The sequence below is a fragment of the Streptomyces sp. NPDC086549 genome (genome assembly GCF_044746205.1).
In the GTDB taxonomy this organism is placed as follows: Bacteria; Actinomycetota; Actinomycetes; order Streptomycetales; family Streptomycetaceae; genus Streptomyces.
In genome coordinates this window covers 290,944-306,389 of the sequence record NZ_JBIVBS010000007.1, presented here as the reverse complement: position 1 = coordinate 306,389, position 15,446 = coordinate 290,944, and the positions used below count along the sequence as shown (strand labels likewise).

Annotated in this window: 15 protein-coding genes and 1 tRNA gene; 10 read left to right on the top strand and 6 right to left on the bottom strand. The window is 71.3% G+C overall.

Annotated elements, in window-relative coordinates:
• The first annotated feature begins 22 nt into the window (after positions 1–22).
• Positions 23–1,399, top strand: a complete 1,377-nt coding sequence (locus ACIPSA_RS23945; RefSeq protein WP_402638009.1) for a PLP-dependent aminotransferase family protein — start codon at positions 23–25, stop codon at positions 1,397–1,399.
• A 239-nt stretch (positions 1,400–1,638) separates the two neighbouring features.
• Here the strand turns inward: ACIPSA_RS23945 and ACIPSA_RS23940 are convergent, their stop codons facing one another.
• The 4 genes from ACIPSA_RS23940 to ACIPSA_RS23925 form a co-directional block, all read right to left on the bottom strand.
• Entirely contained in the window at positions 1,639–2,472 is an 834-nt protein-coding gene (locus ACIPSA_RS23940; RefSeq protein WP_402638008.1) for a triphosphoribosyl-dephospho-CoA synthase, read from the bottom strand.
• A 9-nt stretch (positions 2,473–2,481) separates the two neighbouring features.
• Positions 2,482–3,438 (bottom strand): intradiol ring-cleavage dioxygenase, encoded by a 957-nt coding sequence (locus tag ACIPSA_RS23935; protein WP_402638007.1) that lies wholly within the window; start codon positions 3,436–3,438, stop codon positions 2,482–2,484.
• Positions 3,439–3,537: 99 nt separating this feature from the next.
• A complete protein-coding gene (locus ACIPSA_RS23930) occupies positions 3,538–4,101 on the bottom strand; it encodes a GNAT family N-acetyltransferase (protein WP_402638006.1) in 564 nt (187 codons plus the stop codon).
• Positions 4,102–4,139: 38 nt separating this feature from the next.
• Positions 4,140–4,586, bottom strand: coding sequence for an ATP-binding protein (locus ACIPSA_RS23925; RefSeq protein ID WP_402638005.1), 447 nt, complete (start codon positions 4,584–4,586; stop codon positions 4,140–4,142).
• Between the two features lie 222 nt (positions 4,587–4,808).
• Between ACIPSA_RS23925 and ACIPSA_RS23920 the strand changes: the two genes are divergently transcribed.
• The 9 genes from ACIPSA_RS23920 (at position 4,809) to ACIPSA_RS23880 (ending at position 14,621) form a co-directional block, all read left to right on the top strand.
• Positions 4,809–5,654 (top strand): hypothetical protein, encoded by an 846-nt coding sequence (locus ACIPSA_RS23920; protein ID WP_402638004.1) that lies wholly within the window; start codon positions 4,809–4,811, stop codon positions 5,652–5,654.
• 153 nt (positions 5,655–5,807) lie between these two features.
• Positions 5,808–6,542, top strand: a complete 735-nt coding sequence (locus tag ACIPSA_RS23915) for a YcnI family protein (RefSeq protein WP_402638003.1) — start codon at positions 5,808–5,810, stop codon at positions 6,540–6,542.
• Positions 6,543–6,635: 93 nt separating this feature from the next.
• Complete coding sequence (locus ACIPSA_RS23910; protein ID WP_402638002.1) at positions 6,636–7,286, top strand: SCO family protein; 651 nt, start codon at positions 6,636–6,638, stop codon at positions 7,284–7,286.
• Positions 7,283–7,729, top strand: a complete 447-nt coding sequence (locus ACIPSA_RS23905; RefSeq protein ID WP_402638001.1) for a copper chaperone PCu(A)C — start codon at positions 7,283–7,285, stop codon at positions 7,727–7,729. The genes ACIPSA_RS23910 and ACIPSA_RS23905 overlap by 4 nt, the downstream gene beginning before the upstream one ends.
• Before the next feature lie 20 nt (positions 7,730–7,749).
• The gene (locus ACIPSA_RS23900; RefSeq protein WP_402638000.1) at positions 7,750–9,702 is read left to right on the top strand and encodes a copper resistance CopC/CopD family protein; all 1,953 of its coding nucleotides are present in this window, start codon (positions 7,750–7,752) and stop codon (positions 9,700–9,702) included.
• Positions 9,703–9,710: 8 nt separating this feature from the next.
• Positions 9,711–11,000, top strand: coding sequence for an iron uptake transporter deferrochelatase/peroxidase subunit (gene efeB / locus ACIPSA_RS23895; protein WP_402637999.1), 1,290 nt, complete (start codon positions 9,711–9,713; stop codon positions 10,998–11,000).
• A gap of 80 nt (positions 11,001–11,080) precedes the next feature.
• Positions 11,081–12,013 carry a prephenate dehydratase gene (pheA, locus tag ACIPSA_RS23890; RefSeq protein ID WP_402637998.1) on the top strand — a complete coding sequence of 311 codons (933 nt, stop codon included), beginning with the start codon at positions 11,081–11,083 and terminating at the stop codon, positions 12,011–12,013.
• Positions 12,014–12,543: 530 nt separating this feature from the next.
• Complete coding sequence (gene serS / locus ACIPSA_RS23885; protein ID WP_402637997.1) at positions 12,544–13,821, top strand: serine--tRNA ligase; 1,278 nt, start codon at positions 12,544–12,546, stop codon at positions 13,819–13,821.
• Complete coding sequence (locus ACIPSA_RS23880; protein WP_402637996.1) at positions 13,818–14,621, top strand: HAD family hydrolase; 804 nt, start codon at positions 13,818–13,820, stop codon at positions 14,619–14,621. Before serS ends, ACIPSA_RS23880 begins: the two co-directional genes overlap by 4 nt.
• 183 nt (positions 14,622–14,804) lie before the next feature.
• On the opposite strand, the gene ACIPSA_RS23875 is transcribed toward ACIPSA_RS23880, so the two are convergent.
• Positions 14,805–14,890 (bottom strand) — tRNA-Ser (locus ACIPSA_RS23875).
• A gap of 261 nt (positions 14,891–15,151) precedes the next feature.
• Positions 15,152–15,370 carry a hypothetical protein gene (locus tag ACIPSA_RS23870; protein ID WP_402637995.1) on the bottom strand — a complete coding sequence of 73 codons (219 nt, stop codon included), beginning with the start codon at positions 15,368–15,370 and terminating at the stop codon, positions 15,152–15,154.
• Positions 15,371–15,446: the final 76 nt, after the last annotated feature.

Sequence of the window (15,446 nt, the reverse complement as noted above, 5' to 3'; positions counted from 1 at the left end):
CGTGCCTAGGGGGAGGCTTTTCGTGGACGACTTCTGGTCCGGTGTCGGTGTGGACCTGCATCTGGAACCCGACGCGGCGGACGGACGCCGGGTCGGGCTGGAACGGGCGGTGCGCGACGCCGTGCGCGACGGCCGGCTGGCACCCGGGACCCGGCTGCCCGCGACCCGGCGGCTCGCCTCCGAGCTCGGGATCTCACGCGGCACGGCCAAGGCGGCGTACGACCAGCTGGTCGCCGAGGGGTATCTGACGGCACGACAGGGCTCGGGCACCCAGGTGGCCTCGCTGCCCTCCGTCGACGCCGGCACGCCGGAGGCGGCCGCACGCGCGCGTGTGCCCCGTTTCGATCTGCGGCCCGGCAGCCCGGACGTCGGGGCGTTCCCGGCGGCCGCCTGGCTGCGGGCGCTGCGCCGCGCCATCGCGACGGCGCCGTCACTGGCGTACGACTACGGCGATCCGCGCGGCCGGATCGAACTGCGCACGGCGCTCTCGGGCTATCTGGGGCGGGCGCGCGGGGTGATCGCACCGCCGGAGCGGATCGTGATCACCTCCGGGTATGTGCAGGGCCTCGCGCTCCTCACGCGCGTGCTGGACGGCGCCGCCGTCGCCATGGAGGATCCCGGACTGCCCTTCCACCGGGAGGTGGTGCGGCGCAACGGCGGGCGCGTGGTGCCCGTACCGGTCGACGATCGCGGGGCCCGCGCGCAGGAGCTGGGCGACGCGGCCGCCGTGGTCGTCACGCCCGCCCACCAGTACCCGACCGGCGTGACCCTCCACCCGGAGCGGCGGCGGGCGCTCAGCGACTGGGCACGCGCGCGTGGGGGCCTGATCGTCGAGGACGACTACGACGGGGAGTTCCGCTACGACCGTCAGCCCGTCGGCGCGCTGCAGGGCATGGCGCCGGGCCAGGTGGCGTACCTGGGCACCGCCTCCAAGACCCTCGGCCCCGCGCTGCGGCTGGGCTGGATGGTGCTGCCGCCCCAGCTGGTCGACGCGGTCGCGGACGCCAAGCTGCACAGCGACCACCACACCGAGTCCATCGGCCAGTTGGCGCTCGCCGAGCTCATCGGCAGCCATGCGTACGACCGCCACGTGCGCGCGTGCCGCCTCAGATACCGGCGCCGCCGGGACCAGCTCCTGGACCGGCTGGGCCCCCGTCGGCGGGTGCGCGGGATCGCGGCCGGGCTGCACGCCCTGGTGGAGGTCGCCGACGAGGCGGAGGTGCTCGCGCGCGCGGAGGCGGAGGGGCTCGCCCTCGGCCGCCTGGGGGACCACTGGCACACACCCGGCGCACCCGGCGGGGGACCGGAGCAGGGGCTGATCGTCGGGTACGGCACGCCTCGGGAGCGGGTGTATCCGGAGGCGCTGGAGGTGCTGACGAAGGTGCTGGACGGGGTGTGAACCGGACCGTGGAACCGGACCGTGGAAAGGCCTGGTGGCAGGGCTTCTTCGGCACCGGCGGCACGGTGGCGCGCACGCTCGGCCCGCTGGTGCTGACGTCCCTGCCGGTGGAGCGGGGCACCCCGGGCCGGCCGCTGCCGGACGGCGCCACGCAGGCGGCGTACGCGACGGGGCCACGCCGGCGGCTTACGCGACGGGGCCGACGGCGCGGAGGGCCGCCGGCCGTACTCCCGAAGGGATCACACGGCCCGTGCTCGTGGGCTGACCGGCAGCGAGTCCAGGAACAGGGCCCCCGCGAGCAGCCCCGCGCTGCCGCGAGGGCTCCACGCGCGCGCGTGCAGGTCGGCGTCGAACGCGGTCAGCGCCGCCGCGCCCGCCTCCGTCGCGGTACCGCCCGCCTCCAGGATCTCGCGGGCGCCCGTCTGCACATGGCGCAGGCCGAGCGGGCCCGCGGTGTGCAGCAGTTCGGTGTCCTGGAGGGTGGACATCACGGTGAGGAGGGCGTCGAGGCGGGCCTGCGCCTCGGTGGCGCCGGCCGAGCGGGCCACTGCCAGCGCGTCCAACGCCCGCCGCACGTGCGGGAATCCGGCCCTGGCCTCGCCCCGTGCGCCGGCCGCGCCGTACTTGGCCGAGATGGAGGACCCGCGCGACGCCCGCCGCGGGGCGCCGCGGTCGGTGAACGCGGCGATCTTCCGGGCGGTCGAGGCGATCTCCCGGTGCTTGGCACGGGGGTCGAGGGCGGTCGCGGCGACCAGCAGGCCGAGTGCCCACAGGGCACCGCGGTGCCCGCCGCCCGCCAGGTACACCGAGTGCTCGGCGCACCGCCCGATGGCTCCCAGTTCCGCCCGTAACGCCTGGGTGGGTTCGCCGGTGCGGCGGGCGGAGGCGGCCATCGCCGCGAGGCCGGGCGCAAGAGCCCTGGCCGACCAGCGCAGGGAGCTGTGGTCCCGGCGGGTGGTACGGGCGTCCAGGTCGCGCGGGTCGGGCAGCCCCGGTTTGGGGGCCAGCGCCAGCTGGCCGGTAAGCGCTTCCACTGCGGCCTGCGCCAGCGCGTCGTCCTCGCGGCTGCTCATGGCCGTACCTTACGAGGACGCCGAGGCCGACGGGGAGGGGCTGTCGCTGGGCGGTGTGCCCGTGGGGGCGTCACTGGGCGGTGTGCCCGTCGGGGCGCCGCTCGGAGGGGTGCCTCCGCCGCCGCTGCCCGCGCCGGTGTTCTCGGCGTCGGGGTCGATGCCCAGGGTGAGGGAGCCCTTGTAGCCCTTCGACGGGTCGCTCTTGTGGACGGCCTTGAGGGTCAGCAGGCCGCTGGAGGCGCCGCCGCCGTCGTAGACCATGTCGTCGGCGAGGACGGTGTAGCTGCCGGAGTGCTTGGAGTACGGCTCGAGGGCGAAGATCGCCTCGGCGATGTCGTCGTCGAAGAACAGCTGGCCGGTGTAGTTGACCTTGCCGCCCTCGTAGGTGCCGTCCTCCTTCTCGCCGCCCGTGTGCACCTTCACGTGGATGTGGCAGGTGCGCGGTGTGTACCAGCCGGGGAAGATCGTCTCGAACTTGACGACCCCGTTGGCGTTGGCGATCTGGTAGCCGCGCAGATAGGTCTTGTCGTTCGCGGTCGAGCCGTCCTCGCTCTCCGCCGGGGCCGAGCCGCCGGGGTTGGCGGTGGTGTAGCCGGAGTAGTAGCCCCAGGCGTCGCAGTGCCAGATCTCGACGGCGGCGCCGGAGACCGGGGTGCAGCCGTCGGTGGCGTCGACGACGGTCAGGCGCAGGGTCAGCGGGACGCCACTCTTGCCCTCGGTGATGTCCTTGCGCACCAAGGCGCCATCGAGGTAGTACGGCCCTTCCGTGACGCTCGACATCAGCGTCATGCAGGTGCTGCCGGTCGAGGTCGCCGAGGCCGACGCGGTCGTCTCGGTGTCGGTGACCGTGTCGGCGAAGGCCGACTGGTAACCGGCGACCGCGAGGCCGCCGGCCGCGACCGTGCCCCCGGTCACCGCGATGGCGCGGCGCCGGGTGATGGAGGTGTTTCTGTGGTTTCCCGTCATGGTCGAGGAAGTTAGGAACGCCGCTTGTCAGGCGCATGAGCATGAGCTCTCAACGAGCTGTGAAGGCCCAGTCAGCCGAAGTCGGCCGAGAACACCCGGTCACCCGGCCGGATCCGCGTTGTGCAGGACCCGCTGGAAAAGATGGCAGTCACGCCATTCTCCATTGATGTGCAAATAGCTCTGAGCCATGCCGATGGATTCGAATCCGCATTTCTTCAGCACACGCTGGGAACCGGTGTTCTCGATAATCGTGGACGCCTCGATCCGGTGCAGTCCGACCGTGTCCCGCGCGATACGGCAGACCCGCTCCACGGCACCGCTGGCCAGCCCGCGGTTCTGCTGGTCGGCGGCGACCCAGTAACCCAGATAGGCGCTGCAGAAGGGTCCCATCGAGATCCCGGACAGCGTGATCGCCCCCACGATCCGCCCGCCGTCCGCCTGGAGGACCCAGGGCACGAGACCGCCCTCCGCGTACTGCCGCAGCAGCCCGTCCAGGCGCTCCCTCTGACCCTCGACGGTGAAGAAGGAGTCCGGTCTGCACGGCTCCCACGGTTCGAGATGTTTCCGGTTCTCGACGTATGCGGCACAAAGCACCGAAGCATCTTCCTGAACGAGCGGCCGCAGTATCACACCGCCGAATATTTTCTCGGTTTCGATATTCATGCGCGCACCCTAGCGCGGCCGTTATCCCTGCGCAGCCGTCATGCCGTAAGCAGGGAAGGATCTTTCTTCCACTTGAGAATCTTGTCGAAGCTCACCACCGTCCCGCCCCGGCCCGGCTTGTTGCCGATGTGGACATGATCGGCGAGTTCCCTGATCAGACACAGCCCGCGGCCGTGCTCGGCGTCCGCGCGCGGGGGCCGCAGCCCCTGGGCGCGGGTGAACCCCGGTCCGGAGTCGGCCACTTCGATACGGCACTTCTCGCCGTCGAGGTAGGCGGTCACCCGGTACGCCTCCGACGAGCCTCCCCGTGTCGCGTCCCCGCCGTGCTCGACGGCGTTCGCGCAGGCCTCGCTGAGGGCGACCGACAGGTCGTAGCAGACGTCGGGGTCGACGCCCGCGGTCTCCATCGTGCCGAGCAGCAGCCGCCGGGCGAGCGGCACGCTCGCGGCCTCGCGCCGCAGATGGAGTGACCACCAGATGCTCATGCTCCAGCCTCCTGGCCGCGGCTCGACATACCGTTACCTATTGCCGCCCGTACCCGTGTGTAAGCACTCCGTTGGCGTGACGCCGCCCATAGGGACGATGCGCGCGGGCGGAAATCGGTGTATGAGGGGGCGCTCGCGGCAGAGTGCGACCTTCCGGTCGCTACAGAACTTTGCGGGCCTGCCGTCGGTCCCCGGCGCGCCCAGTGCGATGATGAGCGCGCCATGACTGCCCCCCACCCGCGCACGGCGCGCTCCGGACACCCGGTCCGGATCCTGCGGGCCGCGGTGTTCGCCGCGGTCTGTGTCGTGCTGGCCGCGGCGGGGCACACACTGGCCTCCTGCGGCACCATCCCGCTGTGGACGCTCGGCGCCGGATTCCTGGGCGCCCTCGCGCTGGTGGCACCGCTCGCGGGGCGGGAGCGCTCACTGCCGGGGATCGCGGCACTGCTGGCGCTCGGCCAGACCGTGCTGCACACGCTGTTCGGACTGGGCCAGCACGGTATGGCCGCCATGTCGTCCGGCACGATGACCATGGGCTCGACGGGCTCGATGGGCTCGATGGGCTCCATGAGCGACGCCATGCTCGTCGAACGCGCCGCGCGGCTCGTGTGCGGCACCGGCGCAACGGCGATCACCCCGGCCCACGCCTACCGGCTCCTCGCCGCCGCGCGCCTCCTCCCCGGCTCCGGCACGGACATGAGCGCCATGCAGCACGCGGGGGACGCCACCGGCTCCTCGGAGTCGCTGCTGCCGTCCCTGCCGATGCTGCTCGCCCACGTCCTCGCCGCGGTCACCGTCGGCTGGCTGATGCGCCGAGGCGACCTCGCCCTGCTGCGTCTGATCGAGCTGTCGGCGCACGGAGTCGCCGAGGGAGCGCTCGTACGTTCCCTGCGCGGGGCGCTCGCACTGGTGCGCGCCCTGTGCGCCGGGCTCCCGGCCGCCGCCGAGGCGGGCCCGCGACAGCGGCGTACCGCCTTCGACGAACCGCCCGCCCCGCACACCACCGCGCTCCAGCACGCGGTGACACGGCGCGGCCCGCCCGCCGCCGCGCTCGTCCTCGCCGCCTGACGCGACGCGACCGCACCACTCCGCCCGGACCGGGAGGGAGGGGCCGCGCCGCCGTCGTGCGGCACGCACGCGTGCACCTCGTGCGCGCCCCTCTTCCTCATCTTCTTTCACCGGAACTCACCGGAACTCACCCGGAGTGGAGTGCTTCCTGCCATGAAGGCTTCTCGTATCGCCGCCGCCGCTGCCGTCGCGGGCTCGGCCGTCCTCGCCGTCTCCGCCCCCGCGTTCGCGCACGTCTCCGTGCAGCCCGAGGGAACGGCTGCCAAGGGCGGCTACGCGGTCGTCGACTTCAAGGTCCCCAACGAGCGCGACAACACCTCGACCACCAAGCTGGAGGTCAACTTCCCGGCCGACCACCCGCTGGCCTCGGTGATGCCGCAGCCGATCGACGGCTGGACCGTGAAGGTCACCAAGTCCAAGCTGGACAAGCCGCTGGAGATGCACGGCAAGAAGATCTCCGAGGCCGTCACCAAGGTCACCTGGACGGCCGACGGCAAGGGCATCGAGCCGGGCTACTTCCAGAAGTTCCCGCTCTCCGTCGGCGCCCTGCCCGAGGACACCGACGAACTCGTCTTCAAGGCGGTCCAGACGTACTCCGACAAGGAGGTCGTGCGCTGGATCGAGGTGCAGCAGGACGGCCAGGAGGAGCCCGAGAACCCGGCGCCGGTACTGGAGTTGTCCGCCGCCTCCACCGATGAGCACGGGCACGGCTCCACGACCGCGAAGGACGCCTCGGACAAGACCTCCAAGGCCGGGACCACGACCGCGTCCGACTCCTCCGGCGGCAGCGACACCACCGCCCGCGTGCTCGGCGTGGTCGGCATCGTCGTCGGCGCGGCGGGAGTCGCGTACGGCGTGCTCGCCGGGCGCCGCCGGTCCGACGCCTGAGGCCCGCTCGCCCACACCGCGCACAGGGGGTCGTGCGACTCTTGCGTACGACCCCGGTGCGCGCCGGAGCAATCACATCTGGGACATTTTTCTATGCGCAAGAAGACGTTCGCCGCGGCCGCGCTGCTCGCCGCCGCCACCCTGGCCCTCTCCGCCTGCGGCAGCGGCGACGACAAGTCGCCCATCGCCGTGGTCTCCGAGGAGTCCGGCTCGGCCAAGGCCGCGACCGTACTCGACCAGCCGTTCGAGAAGCCGGACCTGGTTCTCACCGACACGCACGGCAAGAAGTACGACCTCCGCCAGGAGACCAAGGGCCGGCCGACGCTGATCTACTTCGGCTACACGCACTGCCCGGACATCTGCCCGCTGACGATGAACAACATCGCGGTCGCCAAGAAGTCGCTGCCCGAGGCCGAGCAGGCCAAGCTGCGGGTCGTGTTCGTCACCACCGACCCGGCCCGCGACACACCGACCGAGCTCGCCAAGTGGCTCAAGGGCATCGACACCCAGTTCATCGGCCTGAGCGGCGACTTCTCCACCATCCAGGCCGGCGCCCGCTCCCTCGGCATCTCAATCGAGCCGACGAAGAAGGACAAGAAGGGCAAGATCGTCTCCGTCCACGGCACCCAGGTCGTCGCCTTCTCGCCGAAGACCGACGGGGGTTACCTCATCTACGGCGAGGACACCACGGTCGACGACTACACCAAGGACCTCCCCAAGATCATCAAGGGAGCGAACCCGTGAGGCGTCTCGCCGTCCCCGCCGCCGCACTGGCGGGCGCGCTCGCCCTCGCCGGCTGCGGCGGCTCCGACGACTCCGACGCCGAACTGTCGGTCGCGGCCTCCTACATGCCCCAGCCCGTCTCGGCCGACATGGCGGCCGGTTTCCTGACGATAACGAACAAGGGCGGCACCAAGGACGAGCTGACCTCGGTCACCAGCGACGTCGCCGGCGAGGTCACCATGCACGACACGGTCGGCGGAGCGATGCGGGAGGTCACCTCCTTCGCCGTACCCGCACACGGTCAACTCGTCTTCAAAAGCGGCGGCAACCATCTGATGTTCGAGAAGCTGAAGCGCAAGCCGAAGCAGGGCGACACGGTCACCGTCGAGCTGAAGTTCGCCAAGTCCGGACCCGTCACCGTCGAGATGCCGGTGAGGTCCGCCACGTACAACCCGTCGACCTGACACTGAGGGAGGGACCAACCTTGACGCGGACCATCACCCCCCGCCTGCGGACCCTGGTGCTGCTGTTCCTGGCCGTCACCTGCGCGCTCCTCGCCGGTGCCGGGCCCGCCTCCGCGCACGCCGCGCTGACCGGCAGCGACCCCGCGCAGGGGGTGGTGGTCGACAAGGCGCCCGACCAGGTCTCGCTCACCTTCTCCGAGAAGGTCGCGATGAACGACGACTCGCTGCGCGTCCTCGACCCCAAGGGCAAGCGGGTCGACGTCGGCAAGCCGTCCGAGGTGAGCGGGACGACCTACGCCGTGCAGCTCAAGAGCGGCCTGGCCAAGGGCACGTACACCGTCACCTACCAGGTCGTCTCCGCGGACAGCCATCCCGTCGCCGGCGCCTACACCTTCTCCGTCGGCGCTCCCTCCCTGACCACCGTCTCGGTCTCCGACCAGACCGCGGGCGGCGGAGCCGTGGGCTGGCTGTATGGATTCGGGCGGTATGCGTCGTACGCCGGATTCATCGTGCTGGCGGGCGGCGCCGCCTTCGTGCTCGCCTGCTGGCAGCGCGGCTCCGGGGTACGGGCCATGCAACGCCTCGTCGTCGGCGGCTGGCTCACCCTCACCGCGGCCACGCTCTGGCTGCTGCTCCTGCGCGGCTCCTACACGACCTCGGGCTCGTTCGGCGACGTCTTCGACCTGAACCTGCTCGGCCAGGTGCTGCAGACCAAGACCGGCGCCGCACTGGTCTCCCGGCTGCTGCTGCTCGCCGCGGCCGCCCTCTTCATCGCCGTGCTCTTCGGCGCCTACGCCCGCCCGTCTCCCACCACCCCCCTGAACGACGGCGCTACGCGCCGACAGCTTGATTCAAGCGAGGACGAGGAGAAGCGCGACCTGACCTTCGGGCTCGCGATCGGCGGGAGCGTCGTCGCCGCCGGGCTCGCGGCGAGCTGGGCGATGGCCGAGCACGCCTCGACCGGGCTCCAGCCGGGCATCGCCATGCCGGTCGACGTGATCCACCTGCTGGCGGTCGCCGCCTGGCTGGGCGGACTCGTCGCCCTGCTCGTCGCGCTCTACCGGGCGCCCGCCGACACCCCCGTCGAGACCGCCGCCGTACGCCGCTTCTCGCGCGTCGCCTTCGGCTCCGTGCTCGCGCTGGTCGCCACCGGCACCTACCAGTCCTGGCGCCAGCTCGGCTCCTGGGCGGCATTCACCGGCACCCGGTACGGACAGCTGCTGCTCGTCAAGATCGGGCTCGTCCTGCTGCTCGTCGGCATCGCCTGGATCTCACGCCGGTGGACGGCCCGGCTCGCGGACACGGCGGTCGCCACGGAGGAGGCCGAGGCCGAGGCCGAGCTGCCCGCCAAGGAGCACGTCACGGCCCCGGCCGCGGCCGGCGACTCCGAGCGTGCCGCCCAGCTCTCCCGGCAGCAGGCCGCCGTGGACACGGCACGGCAGAAGCGGCTGCGGGAGGCCGACCCCCACCGCTTCGGTCTGCGCCGCTCGGTGCTCGCGGAGGCGGGCGTGGCGGTCGTCCTGCTCGCCGTCACCACCGTGCTGACACAGACCGAGCCGGGGCGCACCGAGCAGGAGGCCAAGGCCGCCACGTCGTCCGCCGCCTCGTCCTCGTCATCGACCTCGTCCTCCGGGGCGCTCACCCTGGACATGCCGTTCGACACGGGCGGCAAGGACGGCAAGGGCGTCGTACGGTTCGACCTCGACCCCGCGCGCGTGGGCGGCAACGAAATGCAGGTCTACGTCCAGCGGCCCAACGGCCGCGCCTTCGACATCCCCGAGGTGAAGGTCGCCTTCACCCTCGAAGCCAAGAAGATCGGGCCACTTCCCGTGACCCCCGACCATGTCTCCACCGGACACTGGACGGCGACCGGAGTGCAGATCCCCATGGCCGGCGAATGGAAGATCGCCGTGACCGTCCGGACCTCCGACATCGACCAGGCGACCGTCTCCAAGAACGCGCAGATCGGCTGAACCGCACCATGGCTGACCAGTCCACCCCCTCCGAAGTGATCAACCCCGAGGCGACCGCCTCCGACACCGGCGACTCCGGACCGGGGATATCGCGACGGAAGCTGCTCGGCACCGCCGGTGCGACCGGGCTCGTGCTCGGCGGGGCGGGCACGGCCGCGGGGTACGCGGCCGCGCCCGCCCAGGCCACCCCGCTGACCTCGTTGGGCTCCGGCCGGGCGATGTTTCACGGGAAACATCAACCCGGCATCACCGAGGGCCTCCAGGCCCGCGGCCACCTCGTCGCCTTCGACCTCGCGGCGGGCGCGGGCCGCAAGGAGGCGGCCGCCCTGCTGCGCCGCTGGTCCACGACGGCCGAGCGGCTGATGGCGGGCGAGACGGCCGCGCACGACGACACGGCCGTGGCCCGGGACGCCGGCCCGTCCTCGCTGACGATCACCTTCGGCTTCGGCAACAGCTTCTTCGCCAGGACCGGACTGGACAAGCAGCGCCCGGCCTCCCTCGACCCGCTGCCCGACTTCTCCTCCGACCACCTCGACAAGACGCGCAGCAACGGCGACCTCTGGGTGCAGATCGGCGCCGACGACGCCCTGGTCGCCTTCCACGCCCTGCGCGCCGTCCAGAAGGACGCGGGCGGCGCGGCCCGCATCCGCTGGCAGATGAACGGCTTCAACCGCACCCCGGGCGCCACCGCCCACCCCATGACGGCCCGCAACCTCATGGGCCAGCTCGACGGCACCCGCAATCCGAAGCCGGCCGACTCCGACTTCGACAAGCGGATCTTCGTCCCCGCATCCGGCTCGAAGGACCCGGCCTGGATGGCGAACGGCTCCTACGCCGTCGTACGCCGCATCCGCATGCTCCTCGACGACTGGGAGAAGCTGTCGCTCAAGGCCCAGGAGGACGTCATCGGCCGGCGCAAGTCCGACGGGGCGCCGCTGTCCGGGGGCACCGAGACCACCGCCATGGACCTGGAGAAGGCCGACCCCAAGGGCAATTACGTCGTCCCGGCAAACGCGCACGCCCGGATCACACGGCCCGACCGCAACGGGGGCGCGGCCATGCTGCGGCGCCCGTTCTCGTACCACGACGGCTTCGACACGAACGGGGTGCCCGACGCGGGGCTCCTCTTCGTCTGCTGGCAGGCCGACCCGCTGCGCGGCTTCGTGCCCGTGCAGCGCAAGCTCGACCGCGGGGACGCGCTGTCGACGTACATCCGGCACGAGGCGAGCGGACTGTTCGCGGTGCCGGGCGGGGCGGTGCGCGGAGAGTACGTGGGACAGCGGCTGCTGGAGGGCTGAGAGCGCCCGGATTCACCCCCGGGTGGGGCTGTCGTGAGACACGTCAGCCGTGTCGCCCCAGGGCGATTAGGGTGAGGAGCATGCCAGCGAGCTATGCGTATCTCGGCCCCGAGGGAACCTTCACCGAAGTCGCCCTGCGTACGCTTCCGGAGGCGGCGACCCGCGAGCTGATCCCGTATGTGTCGGTGCAGTCCGCCCTCGACGCGGTGCGCGCCGGTGAGGCCGAGGCCGCGTTCGTGCCGATCGAGAACTCGGTCGAGGGCGGCATCACGACCACCCTCGACGAGCTGGTCGCGGGCGCGCCGCTGATGATCTACCGCGAAGTGCTGCTGTCGATCACGTTCGCACTGCTGGTGCGGCCCGGCACCAAGCTGTCCGACATCAAGACGGTCACCGCCCACCCGGCCGCCCAGCCGCAGGTCCGCAACTGGCTCAAGGCCAACCTCCCCGACGCCACCTGGGAGTCGGCCGCCTCGAACGCGGACGGCGCCCGCCTGGTCCAGGAGGGCCGGTACGACGCCGCCTTCGCCGGTGAGTTCGCGGCCGCCCGGTACGGCCTGGTGCCCCTGGAGACCGGAATCCACGACGCGGAGAACGCGCAGACGCGGTTCGTGCTGGTGGGGCGGCCCGCCCGGCCCGCGGCCCCGGCCGGTGCGGACAAGACCTCCATCGTGCTGTGGCAGCGCGACGACCACCCGGGCGCGCTGCGCGACCTCCTCGGCGAGTTCGCCAGCCGGGGCATCAACCTGATGCTGCTCCAGTCCCGGCCCACCGGCGCCGGCATCGGCAACTACTGCTTCTGCATCGACGCCGAGGGGCATATCTCCGACCGGCGGATGGCCGAGGCCCTCATGGGACTGAAGCGAATCTGTCTGCAGGTACGGTTCCTCGGCTCGTACCCGCGTGCCGACATCCAGCCGGACGACGTCCAGCCCGCCCTGCCGGGGACGTCCGACGAGGAGTTCGTGGCGGCGGCGGACTGGGTCGCGCGGTGCCAGGACGGCCGTTTCTAGCCAGTCCTACCTGCATACCTTCGTTATCCACAGAAGTTATCCACAGGCTGCCCTCTCGACCTGGGGACAAGTCGACAACGAAGTACCACTCAGTCGACAAATCGTCCTCCAGCCCCCAGATGGGGCCGCCGCCACGCACGTCACCCTTCGTCCACCCGTTTCCTTTGGTTCATCTTTTGGGGCGATCCATTTCCACCCGAAAGTAGGCGTCAGGGTGGTTTGAACCGGGAATTCTTCGGCCCGTCGAACGCTTCCGGAGTGATCAATTCCGAAGTCCACAGATCCTTCGCACAGCCTGTGGATAACTCCTCCCGGGGCGTGGGTTCCTGTGGACAACCGAGCCGCCAAGTCCCGCTCTCCGCAAGGAAATCGAGTCAACCCGGCGCCCGCCGCATGCTCCGTCCCAGGGAGTGAGACACTTTTTATTGACACGCTCGGCAATTACCGCATAACGCAACGTATGCCGCGATTCGGAACGGGTCGGGATAGTGATTCGTGGGCGGCCACCCCGCACCGGTAGCCTTGAGCCCGTGATTGACCTTCGCCTGCTCCGTGAGGACCCCGACCGTGTGCGCGCGTCCCAGCGCGCCCGTGGAGAGGACGTCGCGCTCGTCGACGCCCTCCTGTCTGCCGACGAGCGGCGCAGGTCGTCCGGCGTCCGCTTCGACGAACTGCGCGCCGAGCAGAAGCAGCTCGGCAAGCTCATCCCCAAGGCCCCCGCGGACGAGAAGGCCGAGCTGCTCAAGCGCGCCGAGCAGCTGAAGGCCGACGTCAAGGCCGCTGACGCCGAGCGCGACGTGGCCGACACCGAGACCCAGGAGCTTCTGCTCAGGCTCGGCAACCTCGTCCACCCCGACGTGCCCGTCGGCGGCGAGGAGGACTTCGCCACGCTGGAGACGCACGGCACGATCCGCGACTTCGGCGCCGAGGGCTTCGAGCCCAAGGACCACCTGGAGCTCGGCCAGCTGCTCGGCGCGATCGACGTCGAGCGCGGCGCCAAGGTCTCCGGCTCGCGCTTCTACTTCCTCACCGGTGTCGGCGCCCTGCTGGAGCTGGCCCTGGTGAACGCGGCGATCGCCCAGGCGACGGCCGCGGGCTTCACGCCGATGCTGACTCCGGCCCTGGTCCGCCCTCAGTCCATGGCGGGCACCGGCTTCCTCGGCCAGGCGGCCCAGGACGTCTACCACCTCGACAAGGACGACCTCTACCTGGTCGGCACGTCCGAGGTGCCGCTGGCGGCCTACCACATGGACGAGATCATCGACGCGGACCGCCTCCCGCTGCGCTACGCGGGCTTCTCGCCCTGCTTCCGCCGCGAGGCCGGCTCGCACGGCAAGGACACCAAGGGCATCTTCCGCGTCCACCAGTTCGACAAGGTCGAGATGTTCACGTACGTCACGCCCGAGGACTCGCAGGCTGAGCACAAGCGCCTGCTGGACTGGGAGAAGCAGTGGCTGACCTCGCTGGAGCTGCCGTTCCGCGTCATCGACGTCGCCACCGGTGACCTGGGCGCCTCGGCCTCCCGCAAGTTCGACTGCGAGGCGTGGATCCCGACCCAGGGCAAGTACCGCGAGCTGACGTCGACCTCGGACTGCACCGAGTTCCAGTCCCGCCGCCTGTCGATCCGCGTCCGTGAGGGCAAGCAGGTCCGCCCGCTGGCGACGCTGAACGGCACGCTGTGCGCCGTACCGCGCACGATCGTGGCGATCCTCGAGAACCACCAGCAGGCCGACGGCTCGGTCCGCGTGCCCGAGGTGCTGCGTCCTTACCTGGGCGGCCGGGAGGTCCTGGAGCCGCTGGCCAGGTGAGCGACGGCTTCCCGTACGAACTCGTCGCCACCGACCTCGACGGAACGCTCCTGCGCTCCGACGAGTCGATCTCGCAGCGCACCCGTGACGCGCTCGCCGCGGCCACCGCGGCGGGCGCCGCGCACATCGTGGTCACGGGGCGCGGGGTCCCCTGGACCCGGCACATCCTCGACGACCTCGGCTACCGGGGCATCGCGGTGTGCGGTCAGGGCGCGCAGGTGTACGACGCCGGCGAGCACCGACTGCTGACCTCCGTCACCCTGGACCGCCGGCTCGCGGGTGTGGCCCTGGCCAAGATCGAGGCCGAGGTGGGCCCGCTGTTCCTGGCGGCGAGCCGTGACGGCCTGGACGGGGAGGTGCTGGTCGGCCCCGGGTACGCGGTCACCGGAACCCTCCCGGCGACCCCGCTCACGGATGTGTCCGATCTCTGGGCCGCCCCGCTGAACAAGATCTACATACAGCACCCCACGCTCTCGGACGACGAGCTGGCCGAGGCGTCCCGCCGGGCCGCGGGCGGCTTCGTCACGGTCGCCCTGGCGGGCGAGGGCATCGTGGAGCTGCTGCCCCTGGGCCTGTCCAAGGCGACGGGGCTCTCCCTCGCGGCCCGCCGCCTGGGCCTGAAGGCCGCCGACACGATCGCCTTCGGCGACATGCCCAACGACATCCCGATGTTCGCCTGGGCATCCCGGGGCGTGGCCATGGCCAACGCCCACGAGGAACTGAAGGCCGTGGCACACGAGGTGACAACCTCCAACGAGGAGGACGGCATCGCAACGGTACTGGAGCGACTGCTGGATTGAGCCCTGTCGGATCGGGTGGCCGGGGCGCGCGATCGCCGCAGGCGATCAGGGGCGCGGGGCTGTATCACTGTGCGGCTCCGCCGCATGGGCGCGACCAGCCACAGCGCTCCCGCACCCGTGCGACGGCCTGTCGGTTCCTCGGCCAAGTCCCAGTGACAACGTCTTCCCAGTGACAACGTCTTGCGGAGGATGCACGGATCGAACGTGCGCGGGGGTTTCCCCCGACCTTGGCTTAGCAAGCCAGTGCCTTACCACTCGGCCAATCCTCCGGGTGGGCGACCCACGCGAGAGACACATCGCGTGCTCGAAGCGGCCGCCCCGGGCAGCACCCCGTGCGGGGCGGACTCAACGGAGGGGTAGCGAGTACTCCGGAGCCCGCCGCTGGCTGCCCTGTCGGGAGCCGGACGTACTGTCGTGCATGGACATCGCCCGGCTCCTCTCCCAGAATGTGGCGCCGGTTCCCGGACCGGCGGTGCGAACACAACCACTGTGCCGGTACGCCGAGTTGGACGCCACTGATTTATGAGCCGCTACCGGCGCCGCCACCTGCGACGACGCGCCTTGCTGAAGAACCATCCCGCCGGCGGCTCGTCCGACCGCCAGGGCTGCGGCTCGGGCGACTCGGCGCGCCAGCGGGCGGCGAGCATCCGGGCACGGGCGGACGGCTCGGTGGTCCCGGCGGAGCGTATGAACGCCTCGTCGAGGACGACCCCGTCCCACTCGTCGTACGGCAGCGCCTCGTCAGCCATTCCCATGCCTCCCAGCGGTGCGTCCCCTGGATCGAGTGTGCCCGGACGGGGGTGAAGCCCCCGTCAGGACCGGCGT